Origin of the sequence: Serratia sp. CY44782, from assembly GCF_052168715.1 — a bacterium.
Classification (GTDB): domain Bacteria; phylum Pseudomonadota; class Gammaproteobacteria; order Enterobacterales; family Enterobacteriaceae; genus Serratia; species Serratia nevei.
The window spans coordinates 197,790-213,940 of sequence record NZ_JBJNME010000008.1; the positions used below are offsets into that span (position 1 = coordinate 197,790).

A 16,151-nucleotide genomic window follows, 5' to 3' on the forward strand; every position below is an offset into this window, starting at 1 on the left:
CCCATAAGTGACATTGTCACTCATTCGTTACGTTGAATTCCCTTGCGGGACAAGGCTATACTCGCTGGTGCTTCAATCCACCCGCCGTCTGCCACGGCACAGCCAATTCAGAGGAATTATGCGCTTACTCCATACCATGATCCGCGTCGGTGACCTGCAACGCGCCATCGACTTCTACACCAAGGTATTAGGCATGCGCCTGCTGCGCACCAGCGAAAATCCAGAGTACAAATACTCGCTGGCTTTCGTCGGCTATACGGAAGAGAGCGAAGGCGCGGTTATCGAACTGACCTATAACTGGGGCACCGACAGCTACGACATGGGCACCGCCTTCGGCCACCTGGCGCTGGGCGTGGACGACGTTGCCGCCACCTGCGACAGCATCCGCCGCGCAGGCGGCAAGGTCACCCGCGAAGCCGGCCCGGTGAAAGGCGGCACCACGGTCATCGCCTTCGTCGAAGATCCGGACGGCTACAAAATCGAGCTGATCGAAAATAAACATGCCGGTCAGGGCCTCGGCCACTAAGCCTCCCCTTCAGGGCGCGCTGCGCCCTGCTGATTCTCCGCGCGATAGCGCCTGCAACCGGGCGCAAAATTTGCCATAATGCGCGCTGCATTCGATGAAGATAAGAAACTGATGGCCGAGAAAAGTGATCTTAACGCCCTGAGTGGTCGTTTTCGTGGGTTTTATCCCGTAGTAATAGATGTTGAAACCGCCGGCTTCAACGCCAATACCGATGCGTTGCTGGAGATCGCCGCCGTCACGCTGAAAATGGATGAGGACGGCTGGCTGCAGCAGGACGAGACCCTGCACTTCCACGTGGAGCCTTTCGAGGGCGCCAACCTGCAGCCGGAAGCGCTGGCGTTCAACGGCATCGATCCGCACAACCCGCTGCGCGGCGCGGTCAGCGAATATGACGCGCTGCACGCCATTTTCAAAGCGGTGCGCAAAGGGCTCAAGGATCGCGGTTGCAACCGGGCCATTATCGTGGCACACAACGCCAACTTCGATCACAGCTTCCTGATGGCCGCGGCCGAGCGCGCCGGCCTGAAGCGCAACCCGTTCCATCCGTTCGCCACCTTCGACACCGCCGCGCTGAGCGGCCTGGTGCTGGGCCAAACGGTGCTGGCGAAAGCCTGCATCGCCGCCGGCATGCCGTTCGACAGCAGCCAGGCGCACTCCGCCCTGTATGACACCGAACAAACCGCCCTGCTGTTTTGCGAGCTGGTTAACCGCTGGAAACGTCTCGGCGGCTGGCCGCTGCCCGCCGGCGACCTCGCCGAATAAGCCCAATAAAAAAGGCGGCCCAGTTTGCACTGGCGCCGCCCATTGCGCGATAACCGTAAGCCTGTCGATTAAGACTGTTGGTCTTCCTGCGCTTTATACTTTTCCGCAGTTTCTTTGATCAGCTGCTGCAGTTCGCCGCGCTGATACATCTCGATGATGATATCGCAACCACCGACCAGCTCACCGTCTACCCACAGCTGCGGGAACGTCGGCCAGTTGGCGTATTTTGGCAGCTCGGCGCGGATGTCCGGGTTTTGCAGAATATCCACGTAGGCGAAACGCTCGCCGCAGGCGGACAGCGCTTGCACAGCCTGTGCGGAGAAGCCGCAGCTCGGCAGCTTAGGCGAACCTTTCATGTACAGCAGAATCGGGTTTTCAGCGATCTGGTGCTGAATTTTTTCAAGTGTCGTCGTCATTTATTGCTTCCTCAAGCCACATTTCATGGCTACAACATGCATCACGCGGGCTATTGTAGCGGCTGGAACAGTCGCAAGAAAACGCCATCTTTTGCAAGGATATTCGCCCGCCGCCGATCGCGTTTCACCGGCCACGTCATTCCGGTCAAAACATACGTCGAGAATAACATTTTTAATCCGACCATTTCACTAATATATTGCGTCGCGATGACGGCGCGGATTAATTATATCCCCACCGCCAACTGGCGCTTTTTCATACATCAACAGGCTGATTTTGAACCAAAAAAAATGTCATTAACGTTTTCTCACAATATGGATTATTATTTATGAGTTCTTCGCTGTTTTATATGGCGAAATTCGGGAATACTGTAACTCTTTCGATATCCGTTTCGGGGCCAAGGTTGGTGACGTCGACATGCGTTTAATTCTTACGCTCTTTGCGCTGCTGTTTACGCAGCTCTTCTTCAATTTGGCGCACGCTGCGCCACAGGCGCGTGTTGCCGCCGAGCAGCGTAAAAGCCATGCTAATGAAGCGCGGCCTGATGACCGCAGAAAAAAGAAGGCGGACAAAGCCGCTAAAAAAGCCAAAGTGACGGCCCCCGAGAAAAAAACCAAGACCGCCAAGGCAAAAAGCGAGAAAAGCGCGAAAAAGATCGTCAGCGCCAAACCCAAGGCCAAAGCGCAGAAAACCGCCAAGATTAAAGTCACCCCGCCGAAAAAAGGCTATAAAAAAGGCTATGGTCGCCACCGCGAAGCCGGTATGGCCACCGCCAAACTGGCGCGTGAAGAAAAACCGTTGAAACTCAGTCCCGCGCACAAAAAACGCTACCAGCACGCCAAGCAGACCGCGATGGCCAAGCTGATGGGCCAGATGGGCAAACCTTACCGCTGGGGCGGCAGCTCGCCGCGCACCGGCTTCGATTGCAGCGGCCTTATCTATTACGCCTATAAAGACGTAGTGAAAATCAAGATGCCGCGCACCGCCAACGAGATGTATCACCTGCGTGATGCGGCGCCGATCAAGAAAAGCGAACTGGAAAGCGGCGATCTGGTGTTCTTCCGCATCAACAACCGCGGCGTGGCGGACCATGTCGGCGTCTATCTCGGCAACGGTAAATTCATCCAGTCGCCGCGCACCGGTGAAGAGATCCGCATCAGTCAGCTCGACAACGACTATTGGCAGAACCACTACATCGGCGCGCGCCGCGTAGTGACGCCGAAAACCATTCGTTAATACCCTGCTCTGCGCGGTTGCGGCCCCGGTCGCAACCGCCTGCTCAAGCTATCGCCCATCGCACTTCCCCACGCGCATTTCTCGCTTTTCCTCCTGTTTTTTATGATGAAAATTGTTAAGATTGAATGACCACAATAAAAAACGGCCCATACGGCTCTCGCCCCGGCGGGAAGCGAATGGCGCTGTAAAGGAGGAAGCAATGTCGTTTGAATTACCTGCATTACCGTATGAGAAAAACGCGCTCGAGCCGCACATCTCCGCCGAGACCCTGGAATACCACTACGGCAAACACCACAACACCTACGTGGTTAACCTGAACAACCTGGTGAAAGGCAGCGAGTTCGAGGGCAAATCGCTCGAAGAGATCATCAAGACCTCTAACGGCGGCGTCTTCAACAACGCCGCGCAGGTGTGGAACCACACCTTCTACTGGCACTGCCTGTCGCCACAGGGCGGCGGTGAACCGCAGGGCGAACTGGCGGCGGCAATCGTCAAATCCTTCGGCTCTTTCGCTGCGTTCAAAGAGCAGTTCACCGATGCCGCAGTGAAAAACTTCGGTGCAGGCTGGACCTGGCTGGTGAAAAAACCGGACGGCGCGCTGGCGATCGTCAACACCTCCAACGCGGCCACCCCGCTGACCGGTGAAGACAAACCGCTGCTGACCGTTGACGTGTGGGAACACGCGTATTACATCGATTACCGCAATGCGCGTCCAAAATACCTGGAAAACTTCTGGGCGTTGGTCAACTGGACCTTCGCAGCGGAAAACCTGGCCTAAGCGCAGGTTCTGAGGTGATAAGGCGCAGCCAGGCTGCGCCTTTTTTATAACCGGGGGTAAATCAGTTCAACGCGGCAACGAAGCTGAAAGCGATAATGACCGCCAATGCGCAGACGGTGGTGAACAGCGACATCTTCAATTCGGTATCCATGACAACTCCTTTAAAATGGGCTTTCCTAAGGATAAAAGGCGCACAATTAGTACGTCAAATCATTTTCCCACAGTTCGCCGATAAAATCTTGTTATCATTTCCCTGTTTATAATCTCGATTACCTCTTCCACTTTTGTTCAATATGCGACAAAATTCGCAGTTCACAACTGCGTACCGGCATCCATGCCCCTCCTGATTAAGCGCTGAAGACTTCAACACACTAAAAACTCAGTTTTCGCTTCTCTGGAGAAGGATCTACGTAGGCAAACGATTAACATCACACTTACATGCTGTAAACATGTGAGTTCAGGAGTCATTCCTTACATGGCAACGATTAAAGATGTGGCCAAACGCGCGGGCGTTTCCACCACCACCGTTTCGCACGTCATCAATAAGACTCGTTTCGTCGCCGAAGAGACCAAAGCGGCCGTGTGGGCCGCCATCAAAGAGCTGCACTACTCGCCGAGCGCCGTGGCGCGCAGCCTGAAAGTCAATCACACCAAGTCGATCGGCCTGCTGGCCACCTCGAGCGAAGCGCCCTACTTTGCCGAAGTGATCGAGGCGGTGGAAAACAGCTGCTACAGCAAAGGCTACACCCTGATCCTGTGCAACTCGCACAACAATCTGGACAAGCAGCGCGCCTACCTGGCGATGCTGGCGCAAAAGCGCGTCGACGGCCTGCTGGTCATGTGCTCCGAGTACCCCGATCAGCTGCTGGGCATGCTGGAAGACTACCGCAATATCCCGATGGTGGTGATGGACTGGGGCGCCGCGCGCGGCGACTTCACCGATACCATCATCGATAACGCCTTCGAAGGCGGCTATCTGGCCGGCCGTTACCTGATCGAGCGCGGCCACCGCGATATCGGCGCCATTCCGGGCCAACTGTCGCGCAATACCGGCGGCGGCCGTCACCAGGGCTTTATGAAGGCGCTGCAGGAAGCGCATATCGACATTCGCGAAGAGTGGATCGTCCAGGGTGACTTCGAGCCGGAGTCCGGCTACAAGGCGATGCACCAAATTCTGTCGCAAAAGCAGCGGCCGACCGCGGTATTCTGCGGCGGCGACATCATGGCGATGGGCGCCATCTGCGCCGCCGACGAGCTGGGGCTGCGGGTGCCGCAGGATATTTCCGTGATCGGCTACGACAACGTGCGTAACGCCCGCTACTTCACCCCGGCGCTGACCACCATTCACCAGCCTAAAGAACGCCTGGGCGAAATGGCCTTCACCATGCTGCTGGATCGCATTATCAGCAAACGCGAAGAGTCGCAGGTGATCGAAGTGCATCCGAAGCTGATTGAACGCCGCTCGGTCGCCGACGGCCCGTTCATCGACTACCGCCGCTAATCCTCCGCGCCGGAAGCCTGCGCGGCTTCCGGTTCCGCCTCGCTCAGCCACTCCTGGTTCAGCGTCTCCCCATCGCCCAGATACGCCAGCAGCCAGCTCATCGCCGGTGAGGGTTTATCCTGCTGCCAGGTCAGGCAGCAAGGGCTGGCGGGAAACGGCTGCTGCAGCTGCAACGCCTTAAGCTCACCGCGCTGCACCCGCGGCAGCGCCCGATGTGCCGGCATCATGCCGACGCACAGCCCCGCGCACAAACAGTCGAGCGCCGAAGTCCAGTCCGGCACCACCAGCCGCCGCTGGTTATCCAGCGTCCAGGTGACGCGCTTGGGCAGGTTGCGCGAGGTGTCCTCCAGGCAAAGCGAAGGGTACGGCCGCAGCTGATCGTCCTTCAGCGGCCCCGCCAACTGCGCCAGCGGGTGCTGCGGACTGACCACGCACAACCAGTTCATATAACCCATGTCGCGAAAGGCGAAACCGCCACCGACCGGCACCGCGCGCGTGGCGCCGATCGCCATGTCTGCCCTGCCGTCCACCAGCGCATCCCACACGCCGTTGAACACTTCGGGTTGCAGCATCAGTTCGACGTCGGGGAAATGACGGTAGAAATCCAGCACCAGTTGGCGGCTGCGCTGCGGTTTGACGATGATGTCCACCGCGATATTCAGCTGGCCGCGCCACCCGTTGGCCACCTGCTGACAGTGGCGGCGGGTGTCGAGCATTTTTTTGATAACAGCTCGCGCATCCTTGATAAACATCGCGCCGGCCGGCGTCAATTCCACATCGCGGTGACGCCGCTCGAACAGCGGCACCGCCAGCCATTGCTCCAGCTGCCGTACGGTATAGCTCACCGCCGACGGCACCCGGTGCAGCTCCTGCGCCGCCGCGCTGAAACTGCCGGTGCGCGCCACCGCGTCGACGACTTCAAGAGAATATTCAGACCACATCGCTTTGCCTTCAATTTTTTTAACAGCACTTTGCAAATATTACCGTTTCACAAGCAGAGATCCAGCCGGATACACTGGCCGGCGCTAAAAACCTGCGACATTAAAATATTAACGAGAAATACCATGCGAAATTCCTTTGGCTTTATGTTCTACCTCGCCGGCCTGAGCATGCTGGGTTATCTGGCGACCGATATGTACCTGCCCGCCTTCGGCGCCATGCGGGAGGAGCTGCAAATTTCCGCCGGCGCGGTGAGCGCCAGCCTGAGCATCTTCCTGGCCGGCTTCGCCTTTGCGCAGCTGCTGTGGGGGCCGCTCTCCGACCGTCTGGGCCGCAAACCGGTATTATTGATCGGCCTGACGCTGTTCGCCCTCGGCTGTCTGGGCATGCTGTGGGTGGAAAACGCCGTGCAGCTCTGGATCTTGCGCTTTATTCAGGCCGTCGGCGTCTGTGCCGCCGCCGCCATCTGGCAAGCTCTGGTGGTCGACCGCTACCGTGAAGGCCAGGCCAACCGCGTATTCGCCACCATTATGCCGCTGGTCGCGCTATCGCCGGCGCTGGCGCCGCTGCTGGGCGCCTGGTTGCTGAACCACGCCAGCTGGCGCGCGATCTTCGCCGCGCTGTTGGTGATCACCGCGCTTCTGCTGCTGCCGACGTTGATGCTCAAAGAACGCGCCAAAACGCAACCCACCGCCGATGCGCCAAAAAACGGCGTCAGCTTCTGGCAATTGTTGAAATCCCCGGTGTTCAGCGGCAACGTCGCCATGTACGCCGCCTGCTCGGCCGGCTTCTTCGCCTGGCTGACCGGCTCGCCGTTCATCCTCGGTGACATGGGCTACAGCCCGAGCGACATCGGTCTGAGTTACGTGCCGCAAACGCTGGCCTTCCTGCTGGGTGGCTACGGCTGCCGCGCCGCGCTCAAGCGCATCAATGGCAAAACCCTGCTGCCGTGGCTGCTGGTAGCTTATGGTGTCAGCATGGTGGCGCTGTATCTGGTGGCGACCCTGACCGCACCGACGCTCACCACGCTGCTGATCCCGTTCTGCGTGATGGCGCTGGTCAACGGCGCCGGCTACCCGATCATGGTGGCGAATGCGCTGATGCCGTTCCCGGAAAGCAGCGGTAAAGCCGCCGCGCTGCAAAATACGCTGCAGCTGGGGCTGTGCTTTGTGGCGAGCATGCTGGTGTCGGCGTTTATTGCCCAACCGCTGTTGGCGACGGTGACGGTGATGGTATCGACGGTGATCCTGGCCGTGCTGGGGTATTTCCTGCAGCGGGGAAAAGCGGCCGATGCGCAGCGAAAGGCGCAGCGGGAACATGCTAACTCAGCGTCATAATTACCAAGTTTAATAATCACTTAAAGAATATGCGTGCCGAGTGCGATTTACAGTTGAGTCAACGCCTCGGCACGCCTATACTCAAAAACAACCTTGTAAAGTAACACCTTATAATCTCTATATCTCAATTAGCGCTTGTGTACGCGCCTTGCGTCACACTCTTTTTTTAAGGATGCGTTTATCCCGCGCCGTTCGCGTCGGGTAGCTTCTTAAAATTTCCTCTGTTCATAGTCGGATATCAGACGCCGCGGGCCTATTTTCCGCCGGTAAACGTATGCACCCGCAGAAATTGTCTAAGCTGTTTCCTAACGGGTCATCAGTCAGAAGAAGGTGATGGAGAAGCTATGAGTTCATCGTGTATAGAAGATCTGAGCATCCAGGACAATCAGTGGTACCGTATCGCGCACGAAATGCTCGGTCTGGCCGGCATTGAAATCAACGGATCGCGCCCTTTCGATATTCAGGTTAAAAACCCCGATTTCTTTAAACGCGTCTTGCAGCAAGGGTCGCTGGGCCTGGGCGAAAGCTACATGGACGGTTGGTGGGAGTGCGAACGGCTGGATATGTTCTTCCAGCGTGTGGTCAGCGCCGGGCTGGAGAAGAAACTCCCCCACCACCTGAAAGATACCCTGCGTATCGCCGCCGCGCGCCTGACCAATCTGCAATCGAAAAAGCGCGCCTGGATCGTCGGCAAAGAACATTACGATCTTGGCAACGATCTGTTTACCTTGATGCTCGACCCTTACATGCAATATTCCTGCGGCTACTGGAAAGACGCTACTACGCTGGAGGAAGCGCAGGAAGCCAAGCTGCGGATGATCTGCGAAAAACTGCAGCTGCAACCGGGCATGCGCCTGCTGGATATCGGCTGCGGCTGGGGCGGCCTCTCCGCCTATGCGGCGAAGCATTACGGCGTGTCGGTGGTCGGCGTGACCATTTCCGCCGAGCAGCAGAAGCTGGCTCAGGCGCGCTGCGCCGGGCTGGATGTGCAGATCCTGCTGCAGGATTACCGCGATCTGCATCAGCAGTTCGATCGCATCGTGTCCGTCGGCATGTTCGAGCACGTCGGGCCGAAAAACTACCGCACCTATTTCAACGTGGTAGAGCGTAATCTGGCGCCGCACGGTTTGTTCCTGCTGCACACCATAGGCTCCAACAAAACCGACATGAACGTCGATCCGTGGATCAACAAGTACATTTTCCCGAACGGCTGCCTGCCTTCAGTGAGCCATATCGCCGAAGCCAGCGAAGGCCATTTCGTGATGGAAGACTGGCACAACATCGGTGCCGACTACGATCGCACGCTGATGGCTTGGTTCGAACGCTTCAAACAGGCGTGGCCGCAGCTTGCCCCGCGCTATTCCGAACGCTTCGAGCGGATGTTCAGCTACTACCTGAACGCCTGCGCCGGCGCGTTCCGGGCGCGCGATCTGCAACTGTGGCAGGTGGTGTTCAGCCCGAAAGGCGTTGAAGGCGGCATCCGCGTCGCCCGTTGAATGCTTTCCCGATAAAAAAGCCCCGGCAACATCATCGTCGGGGCTTTTTTTTGCTCTTTCGGACCCTGCGGGTTAACCGCAATAAACGCGAATGATTTTATCGTTGCTATCGCCAAGGAAGTTCAGGCGGCGCAGGTTGAAATCCATGGTGACGGCAGAGTTGTACGGAATGGCGCGCACCTTGGCGTCGATCCGCACGCCTTCCAGCGAGGTCATCGGCTTACCGACGAAGTTTTGATACTGCGAAGCGCCGCAGGTATCGTCCGCATCGGCCATTTGCGCGCCGGCGCCCTGCTCAGGTGAGCTGCTGCAGGCGCTCAGCGCCAGCAACGCGGTTAACAACAACGTTTTCCCATAAAACTTCACGCGTTTCTCCTCTCTGCTTATGATTCGATACCGGCGGCAACGCCAGAATCGCTGTCAGTCTTTGTGCGCCGGCGCCATCGCCGCCGCCAGCGTCGCTTCGCGGTTGGCCAGTACGCGCTCGACGGTGTCCACCACCGCCTGCGTTTGCGGATCGATTTCGATGTTCACCTTGTCGCCCAGGCGTTTCTTACCCAGCGTGGTTCGCTCCAGCGTTTCCGGGATCAGGTGCACGCAGAAACGGTTATTCACCACTTCACCGATGGTCAGGCTAATGCCGTCGATGCCGATGAAACCTTTGTGCAGCACATATTTCATCAATTCCGCATTCGGCATGCGCAGCCATACCTGGCGGTTATTTTCCGACGTATAAATCTTGGCCACTTCCGCCGTGCAGATAATATGGCCGGACATCAAATGACCGCCAATCTCGTCATTGAATTTCGCCGCGCGCTCGATATTGACGATGTCGCCCAGCGCCAGATCGCCGAGGTTGGTCAGGCGCAGCGTTTCCTTGATCAAATCGAAGCTGACGCGGTTGCCTTCCACCGCGGTCACGGTCAGGCAGCAGCCGTTATGGGCCACCGACGCGCCCAGCTCCAGCCCCGGCAACAGCTCGGCAGGCATCTCGATCACGTGGGTGCGGAAATTGGGTTTCTCATCAATGGCGACCAGCGGCGCGGTGCCTTGTACGATACCGGTGAACATATGTGCCTCTTCTTACTAATAGGTTAAAACGCTCCCGGCAGTTTGCCCCAGTTGGCGCTGAAAACCAAATCCGCGTAGGCGAAAAACGCGGGCCTGCGCATTTAATAACTATTTATCTGCGGCGTTTGCTTAACGACGCCGAGCAGGTACAATATTTTTGACAAAATTCCGCTATTTTAATTGTTGTCCTCTCGCGGCAGCCCTCCCTCCCACATATATAAATAGAAAGGTGTATGCGTGCAGAAGTACTTAATTGAAGCGCGTAGTTTATTGGCTCTCGCTATCCCGGTCATCATCGCGCAAATATCGCAAACCGCCATGGGCGTGGTGGATACCATCATGGCCGGCGCCTACAGCGCCACCGACATGGCGGCGGTTGCGGTCGGCACGTCAATCTGGCTGCCGGCCATCCTGTTCGGCCACGGCCTGCTGCTGGCGCTGACCCCGGTTATCGCCCAGCTTAACGGCGCCGGGCGGCGCGATCGCATCGCTCACCAGGTGCGCCAGGGTTTTTGGCTGGCTTCCGGCGTGTCCGTGCTGCTGATCGTGGTGCTGTATAACTGCAAGTTCGTCATCGACATGATGCACAACATCGATCCGCAGCTGGCGGATAAAGCCGTCGGTTATCTGCACGCCATCATGTGGGGGGCGCCGGGTTACCTGTTCTTCCAGGTGATGCGCAACCAGTGCGAAGGCCTGTCCAAAACCAAGCCCGGCATGGTGATCGGCTTCCTTGGCCTGCTGGTGAATATCCCGATCAACTACATCTTCATCTACGGCAAGTTCGGTATGCCGGAGCTGGGTGGCGTCGGCTGTGGCGTCGCCACCGGCAGCGTCTACTGGATCATGTTCCTGATGATGCGCTGGTACGTGAAGCGCGCGCCCTCGCAGCGCGACATTAAACGCCAAACGGGCGATCTCGGCGGCCCGGACTGGGCGGCGCTGAAGCGCCTGATCGGCATCGGCATGCCGGTGGCGCTGGCGCTGTTCTTCGAAGTCACACTGTTTGCCGTGGTGGCGCTGCTGGTTTCGCCGCTGGGGATCGTCGCGGTCGCCGGCCACCAGATCGCGCTTAACTTCAGCGCGCTGATGTTCGTACTGCCGCTGTCGCTGGGCGTCGGCGCCACTATCCGCGTCGGTTACCGGCTGGGGGAAGGTTCGGTTGAAGGCGCGCGCGTCGCCGCCTACTCCGCCATCGGCGTCGGCATCACCATGGCCGTCTGCACCGCGCTGTTTACCGCCACCTTCCGCGAACCGATCGCCCTGCTGTACAACGATAGCCCGGCGGTGGTGGCGATGGCGTCGCAGCTGATGCTGCTGGCGGCGCTGTACCAAATCTCGGATTCTGTCCAGGTGATCGGCAGCGGCGTGCTGCGTGGTTATAAAGACACCCGCGCGATCTTCTTCATCACCTTCATCGCTTATTGGGTGTTGGGCCTGCCGAGCGGCTATCTGCTGGCGTTAACCGATGTGGTGGTGCCGGCGATGGGGCCAAGCGGTTTCTGGATCGGCTTTATCATCGGCCTGACCTTCGCCGCCATCATGATGGCGCTGCGCATGCGCTGGCTGCAGAAACAGCCGACCGCCGCCATTCTGCAGCGTTCCACGCGCTGAGCCCGCGTCCGGCCGGTTTTCTCCCGGCCGGACTGCGGTTTGCGGAAAAAAGCGCCGGACTGCGCACAACCTCAGCAATCGCGTGAAATACCGAATAAAATTGCGTTTTTCCCCTTGCCAGCACGCGGGTAGCTCGTTAATATTCGTCCCCGCTGTCAGCCATGACAGACAGGAAAAGATGCGTCCGTAGCTCAGTTGGTTAGAGCACCACCTTGACATGGTGGGGGTCGGTGGTTCGAGTCCACTCGGACGCACCAAATTCCTGAAGCAGTTCAGTGCGTCCGTAGCTCAGTTGGTTAGAGCACCACCTTGACATGGTGGGGGTCGGTGGTTCGAGTCCACTCGGACGCACCAAATTTCAGAAGCAGCGCAGTGCGTCCGTAGCTCAGTTGGTTAGAGCACCACCTTGACATGGTGGGGGTCGGTGGTTCGAGTCCACTCGGACGCACCATATTGCTGATTCATCTCCCCCTATCGCGTTATACTTCCCGTTGTTACGTCTCTGCCCGACCGCTCGATGCTTATGTCGTTCGCGCCGTGCTACCGCCATCAGCCATCAGGAACGCCGTATGACCACCTTTATCGCCAAAACCGCCTTTTTACCGCTCGACAATGGCCTTGCCCGCCGTGAAGGCGTGATGAGCGACGGTTCGCCGGCGGCGGAAGTGCGTTTCGAGGCCGGCGCCTTTGGCCAACTGCAAAAGCCCGCGCACGCGCGGCAAACCCGGGTGATATCCGGTGAATTCGAGTTTACCCTCGGCGGCGACACGCGGGTGGTTCGGGCCGGCGAGAGCCTGATCTTGCCGGCCAACGTCGCCAGCGGCTGCTTCTGCCTGAGCGCCGGCGTGCTGTTGGAAATTCCCCAAACGCGTTAAACCTGTATTTACAGCAAGGTTATTTGCGCAACAAGCGGCCCGCAACGCGTTGCATTTGCGCCACATTTGCCCCCGTTTTGACATATCCGCCGCGCGGCAGAGGTTTTTTATTTTGTTTCCCGCCGCTTAGCCTTTATAATGCGCAACGTCTATCAGTTGAATGGTTTCAGCCCTTGATCTGCGAAAACGCAATAACAACACGATCTGATCTTACCCCGTTGCGCAGCATCCCCGCGCCCCCACGCGGGCTGAATTTTTCCGCCCCACTTCAACTGTCGTCACCTATCCTTAACTATGTTTTTCACCACCAGATACGGCTCAAATTCCCTATCGGCGTAAACAACGCCGGTCAAATTCGTTTTTTTATCCATCACAACTTGTAGAAAACTCCGCCATGAAAAAGACCAAAATTGTTTGTACCATCGGTCCAAAAACCGAATCGGAAGAAATGCTGACCAACCTGCTCAATGCAGGCATGAACGTGATGCGTCTCAACTTCTCTCACGGCGACTATGAAGAGCACGGCAACCGCATCAAGAACATGCGCGCCGTGATGGCGAAAACCGGTATCAACGCCGGCATCCTGCTGGATACCAAAGGCCCGGAAATTCGCACCATGAAACTGGAAGGCGGTAAAGACGCCTCGCTGGTCGCCGGCCAAACCTTCACCTTCACCACCGACCAGAGCGTGATCGGTAACAGCGATCGCGTGGCGGTCACCTACGCCGGCTTCGCCGCCGACCTGAAGATCGGCAACACCGTGCTGGTTGACGACGGCCTGATCGGCATGGAAGTCACCAACGTGACCGAGAACGAAGTCATTTGTAAGGTGCTGAACAACGGCGATCTCGGCGAGAACAAGGGTGTTAACCTACCGGGCGTTTCCATCCAGCTGCCTGCGCTGGCCGAAAAAGACAAACGCGACCTGATCTTCGGCTGCGAACAAGGCGTCGACTTCGTGGCGGCGTCCTTCATCCGTAAGCGCTCCGACGTGCTGGAGATCCGCGAACACCTGAAAGCCCACGGCGGCGAGCAGATCCAGATCATCTCCAAGATCGAAAACCAGGAAGGCCTGAACAACTTCGACGAGATCCTCGAAGCGTCCGACGGCATCATGGTTGCCCGTGGCGACTTGGGCGTCGAGATCCCGGTCGAAGAAGTGATCTTCGCCCAGAAGATGATGATCGAGAAGTGCAACCGCGCGCGTAAAGTGGTGATCACCGCCACCCAGATGCTCGACTCCATGATCAAGAACCCGCGCCCTACCCGCGCGGAAGCCGGCGACGTTGCCAACGCCATCCTGGACGGTACCGATGCCGTCATGCTGTCCGGCGAGAGCGCCAAGGGCAAATACCCGCTGGAAGCGGTCAACATCATGGCCACCATCTGCGAGCGTACCGATCGCGTGATGCCTAGCCGTATCGATACCCTGAACGACCGTCGCAAGCTGCGCATCACCGAAGCAGTGTGCCGCGGTGCGGTTGAAACCGCCGAGAAACTGGACGCGCCGCTGATCGTCGTCGCCACCAGCGGCGGCAAGTCAGCGAAATCCGTGCGTAAGTACTTCCCGAACGCAGTGATCCTGGCGCTGACCACCAATGAAACCACCGCGCATCAGCTGGTGCTGAGCAAGGGCGTTATCCCGCAGATGGTCAAGGAAATCGCCTCCACCGACGACTTCTACCGCATCGGTAAAGAAGCCGCGCTGGCCAGCGGCCTGGCGCAGAAAGGCGACGTCGTGGTGATGGTTTCCGGCGCGCTGGTGCCGAGCGGTACCACCAATACCGCCTCGGTACACGTGCTGTAATATAAAACGTGACATAATTGCCTTGATCAAAACGCCGCTTTGCGGCGTTTTTTTTATCGGCAGTAACCTATTTTTCTCAAAACGCAACCGCGATCCGCTCATTATTTAACTAATAACAAATCGGAGTAGTCCCATGGAAGCCGGCTGTTTTCCCTCGTTTTTTTAACTAATTTGTAAAACCAGATGCAAGTTTGAGCGAACGATCAAAATAAAGCACCTCAACACTAAAAAATTATTCTCTTTCGAAAAAAGTTTGTGTAATACTTGTAACGCTACATGGAGATTAACTCAATCTAGAGGGTGTTATAATGAATCGTACTAAACTGGTACTGGGCGCGGTAATCCTGGGTTCCACTCTGCTGGCTGGCTGCTCTAGCAACGCTAAAATCGATCAACTGTCTTCTGACGTTCAGACTCTGAACGCTAAAGTTGATCAGCTGAGCAACGACGTGAACGCAATGCGTTCTGACGTTCAAGCTGCTAAAGACGACGCAGCACGCGCTAACCAGCGTCTGGACAACCAAGCTCACGCTTACAAAAAGTAAGATAGCTTTGGTTATTGAAAACGGCGCACATTGTGCGCCGTTTTTTTTTGCCTGCTCGTCGGCCCGGGGGTTCCTCTTTGGCAGACAAAAAAAGAGGCTCAGCACGCTGAACCCCTCTTCGACCGCTCAATCCTGCAAACTTAGTTCACAGAACTGATTGGCGCTGCCTTGAATGGGCTCTTATTCGCCGCAGGAGCCGCTACAGGCGTTAAACTCACCTCAGACGGGTTCTCCCCCACGTTGACCAGCACCGGCATGCCAGAACGGCGTACAACCGCGCTATCGAACACGGCGCGATCGGTTTGCCCATCTGCAGCGAAGGCTTTTTCCGCTTTAGACAACGCAATCGGCATGGTCTGCGGATCGTCGCTTTCTACCCGCGACAGCGGCTGATGCACTTCCACATAGCGCTTGCCGTCCGGTTCGACCGAAACCTTCACCGGATCGTTGATCACCTGCACCCGCGTACCGCGCGGCACCTGATTGAACAGCGCCTCGATGTCCGTCGGACGCAGACGAATACAACCGGAGCTAACGCGCATGCCGATCCCGAAGTTGGCATTGGTGCCGTGGATCAGGTATTCACCGCGCCCCATCGCCAGACGCAGGGCGAACAGCCCCATCGGGTTCTCAGGGCCGGCCGGCACCACCGCAGGCAGCGTCACGCCCTGGGACTGATAGCGTTTGCGGATGTTCGCGGTAGGCGTCCAGGTCGGGTTGGGGATCTTCTGGCTCACGGAGGTCACTTCCAGCGGCGTGTGCATCCCGGTCTGGCCGATACCGATCGGATAGACGATCACTTTGTTCTCGCCTTTCGGATAGTAGTAAAGGCGCAGCTCGGCCAGGTTGACGATGATCCCTTCACGCTTGGTATCAGGCAGCAGCATTTGGGTCGGAATGGTCAGCACCGTACCCGGCTTAGGCAGGAACGGGTCGGTGCCGGGGTTGGCTTCCAGCATGCCCAGCAGGCCAATCTTGTAGTCGGCGGCGATCGCCTCCAGCGGACGGCCGTCGTTTGGCACGGTATAAGTGGTGTTTTCACCGATCAGACGGCTGTCCGGCGGCGGCAGCGGGTACTCGGTCGCACTGGCGGCCTGCGTGCCGGCCAATACGGTGGCGAAGACCATGCCCATTAAACTCAACGCACGTTTCATTATCATCCCTATATTTTTTATGACGGTTCGTCCCCAAGGCTAACGAGCGCCCGGCGGCGGGTAAATCAGACAATACCTGATTAATACTAGCAACGC

Annotated in this window: 17 protein-coding genes and 3 tRNA genes; 14 read left to right on the forward strand and 6 right to left on the reverse strand. The window is 57.7% G+C overall.

Annotated features, from left to right (window positions below):
* Positions 1–118 precede the first annotated feature (118 nt).
* Both gloA and rnt read left to right on the forward strand, forming a co-directional pair.
* Positions 119–526, forward strand: coding sequence for a lactoylglutathione lyase (gene gloA / locus ACJ8HT_RS16945; RefSeq protein WP_004931325.1), 408 nt, complete (start codon positions 119–121; stop codon positions 524–526).
* A gap of 78 nt (positions 527–604) precedes the next feature.
* Complete coding sequence (gene rnt, locus ACJ8HT_RS16950; RefSeq protein WP_038874795.1) at positions 605–1,288, forward strand: ribonuclease T; 684 nt, start codon at positions 605–607, stop codon at positions 1,286–1,288.
* A gap of 68 nt (positions 1,289–1,356) precedes the next feature.
* Here rnt and ACJ8HT_RS16955 read toward each other — a convergent pair whose 3' ends face one another.
* On the reverse strand, positions 1,357–1,704 hold the full coding sequence (locus tag ACJ8HT_RS16955; protein WP_004931329.1) for a Grx4 family monothiol glutaredoxin: 348 nt from the start codon (positions 1,702–1,704) through the stop codon (positions 1,357–1,359).
* 415 nt (positions 1,705–2,119) lie between these two features.
* On the opposite strand from ACJ8HT_RS16955, the gene ACJ8HT_RS16960 reads away from it, so the two are divergent.
* Entirely contained in the window at positions 2,120–2,938 is an 819-nt protein-coding gene (locus ACJ8HT_RS16960) for a C40 family peptidase (protein ID WP_048233575.1), read from the forward strand.
* Positions 2,939–3,137: 199 nt separating this feature from the next.
* Entirely contained in the window at positions 3,138–3,716 is a 579-nt protein-coding gene (gene sodB, locus ACJ8HT_RS16965; RefSeq protein ID WP_004931333.1) for a superoxide dismutase [Fe], read from the forward strand.
* A 61-nt stretch (positions 3,717–3,777) separates the two neighbouring features.
* Here the strand turns inward: sodB and cydH are convergent, their stop codons facing one another.
* Entirely contained in the window at positions 3,778–3,867 is a 90-nt protein-coding gene (gene cydH, locus ACJ8HT_RS16970; RefSeq protein WP_019455989.1) for a cytochrome bd-I oxidase subunit CydH, read from the reverse strand.
* 324 nt (positions 3,868–4,191) lie between these two features.
* Between cydH and purR the strand changes: the two genes are divergently transcribed.
* Positions 4,192–5,217, forward strand: a complete 1,026-nt coding sequence (gene purR / locus ACJ8HT_RS16975) for an HTH-type transcriptional repressor PurR (RefSeq protein WP_033638375.1) — start codon at positions 4,192–4,194, stop codon at positions 5,215–5,217.
* On the opposite strand, the gene punR is transcribed toward purR, so the two are convergent.
* Positions 5,214–6,158, reverse strand: a complete 945-nt coding sequence (gene punR, locus ACJ8HT_RS16980) for a DNA-binding transcriptional activator PunR (RefSeq protein WP_197653414.1) — start codon at positions 6,156–6,158, stop codon at positions 5,214–5,216. The genes purR and punR overlap by 4 nt on opposite strands.
* Before the next feature lie 123 nt (positions 6,159–6,281).
* Between punR and punC the strand changes: the two genes are divergently transcribed.
* Both punC and cfa read left to right on the forward strand, forming a co-directional pair.
* A complete protein-coding gene (punC, locus tag ACJ8HT_RS16985; RefSeq protein ID WP_197653413.1) occupies positions 6,282–7,493 on the forward strand; it encodes a purine nucleoside transporter PunC in 1,212 nt (403 codons plus the stop codon).
* Positions 7,494–7,837: 344 nt separating this feature from the next.
* A complete protein-coding gene (gene cfa / locus ACJ8HT_RS16990) occupies positions 7,838–8,989 on the forward strand; it encodes a cyclopropane fatty acyl phospholipid synthase (protein ID WP_038874787.1) in 1,152 nt (383 codons plus the stop codon).
* A gap of 72 nt (positions 8,990–9,061) precedes the next feature.
* Here the strand turns inward: cfa and ACJ8HT_RS16995 are convergent, their stop codons facing one another.
* Positions 9,062–9,355 carry an I78 family peptidase inhibitor gene (locus tag ACJ8HT_RS16995; RefSeq protein ID WP_038874785.1) on the reverse strand — a complete coding sequence of 98 codons (294 nt, stop codon included), beginning with the start codon at positions 9,353–9,355 and terminating at the stop codon, positions 9,062–9,064.
* 54 nt (positions 9,356–9,409) lie between these two features.
* A complete protein-coding gene (locus ACJ8HT_RS17000; RefSeq protein ID WP_110157762.1) occupies positions 9,410–10,060 on the reverse strand; it encodes a riboflavin synthase subunit alpha in 651 nt (216 codons plus the stop codon).
* Positions 10,061–10,297: 237 nt separating this feature from the next.
* Here ACJ8HT_RS17000 and ACJ8HT_RS17005 point away from each other — a divergent pair, with 237 nt between their 5' ends.
* The 7 genes from ACJ8HT_RS17005 to ACJ8HT_RS17035 all read left to right on the forward strand — a co-directional run bounded on the left by ACJ8HT_RS17005 (position 10,298) and on the right by ACJ8HT_RS17035 (position 14,901).
* Positions 10,298–11,674, forward strand: coding sequence for an MATE family efflux transporter (locus ACJ8HT_RS17005; protein ID WP_194571403.1), 1,377 nt, complete (start codon positions 10,298–10,300; stop codon positions 11,672–11,674).
* A 180-nt stretch (positions 11,675–11,854) separates the two neighbouring features.
* Positions 11,855–11,931 (forward strand) — tRNA-Val (locus ACJ8HT_RS17010).
* Positions 11,932–11,951: 20 nt separating this feature from the next.
* A tRNA-Val gene (locus ACJ8HT_RS17015) sits at positions 11,952–12,028 on the forward strand.
* Between the two features lie 20 nt (positions 12,029–12,048).
* Positions 12,049–12,125: transfer RNA gene (locus tag ACJ8HT_RS17020), tRNA-Val, on the forward strand.
* Positions 12,126–12,243: 118 nt separating this feature from the next.
* On the forward strand, positions 12,244–12,549 hold the full coding sequence (locus ACJ8HT_RS17025) for a cupin (protein ID WP_194572156.1): 306 nt from the start codon (positions 12,244–12,246) through the stop codon (positions 12,547–12,549).
* A 394-nt stretch (positions 12,550–12,943) separates the two neighbouring features.
* Positions 12,944–14,356 carry a pyruvate kinase PykF gene (gene pykF, locus ACJ8HT_RS17030; RefSeq protein ID WP_060419184.1) on the forward strand — a complete coding sequence of 471 codons (1,413 nt, stop codon included), beginning with the start codon at positions 12,944–12,946 and terminating at the stop codon, positions 14,354–14,356.
* Between the two features lie 308 nt (positions 14,357–14,664).
* Positions 14,665–14,901: a major outer membrane lipoprotein gene (locus ACJ8HT_RS17035; RefSeq protein WP_004931354.1), complete on the forward strand. Its 237-nt coding sequence runs from the start codon at positions 14,665–14,667 to the stop codon at positions 14,899–14,901.
* 140 nt (positions 14,902–15,041) lie between these two features.
* Here ACJ8HT_RS17035 and ACJ8HT_RS17040 read toward each other — a convergent pair whose 3' ends face one another.
* Complete coding sequence (locus ACJ8HT_RS17040; protein ID WP_126179604.1) at positions 15,042–16,055, reverse strand: L,D-transpeptidase family protein; 1,014 nt, start codon at positions 16,053–16,055, stop codon at positions 15,042–15,044.
* Positions 16,056–16,151 lie beyond the last annotated feature (96 nt).

Bases quoted from the DNA above. Each gene is read 5' to 3' on its own strand.
- gloA (WP_004931325.1), top strand. From the start codon at position 119: ATGCGCTTACTCCATACCATGATCCGCGTCGGTGACCTGCAACGCGCC.
- rnt (WP_038874795.1), top strand. From the start codon at position 605: ATGCGCGCTGCATTCGATGAAGATAAGAAACTGATGGCCGAGAAAAGT.
- ACJ8HT_RS16955 (WP_004931329.1), bottom strand. From the start codon at position 1,704: ATGACGACGACACTTGAAAAAATTCAGCACCAGATCGCTGAAAACCCG.
- ACJ8HT_RS16960 (WP_048233575.1), top strand. From the start codon at position 2,120: ATGCGTTTAATTCTTACGCTCTTTGCGCTGCTGTTTACGCAGCTCTTC.
- sodB (WP_004931333.1), top strand. From the start codon at position 3,138: ATGTCGTTTGAATTACCTGCATTACCGTATGAGAAAAACGCGCTCGAG.
- cydH (WP_019455989.1), bottom strand. From the start codon at position 3,867: ATGGATACCGAATTGAAGATGTCGCTGTTCACCACCGTCTGCGCATTG.
- purR (WP_033638375.1), top strand. From the start codon at position 4,192: ATGGCAACGATTAAAGATGTGGCCAAACGCGCGGGCGTTTCCACCACC.
- punR (WP_197653414.1), bottom strand. From the start codon at position 6,158: ATGTGGTCTGAATATTCTCTTGAAGTCGTCGACGCGGTGGCGCGCACC.
- punC (WP_197653413.1), top strand. From the start codon at position 6,282: ATGCGAAATTCCTTTGGCTTTATGTTCTACCTCGCCGGCCTGAGCATG.
- cfa (WP_038874787.1), top strand. From the start codon at position 7,838: ATGAGTTCATCGTGTATAGAAGATCTGAGCATCCAGGACAATCAGTGG.
- ACJ8HT_RS17000 (WP_110157762.1), bottom strand. From the start codon at position 10,060: ATGTTCACCGGTATCGTACAAGGCACCGCGCCGCTGGTCGCCATTGAT.
- ACJ8HT_RS17025 (WP_194572156.1), top strand. From the start codon at position 12,244: ATGACCACCTTTATCGCCAAAACCGCCTTTTTACCGCTCGACAATGGC.
- pykF (WP_060419184.1), top strand. From the start codon at position 12,944: ATGAAAAAGACCAAAATTGTTTGTACCATCGGTCCAAAAACCGAATCG.
- ACJ8HT_RS17035 (WP_004931354.1), top strand. From the start codon at position 14,665: ATGAATCGTACTAAACTGGTACTGGGCGCGGTAATCCTGGGTTCCACT.
- ACJ8HT_RS17040 (WP_126179604.1), bottom strand. From the start codon at position 16,055: ATGAAACGTGCGTTGAGTTTAATGGGCATGGTCTTCGCCACCGTATTG.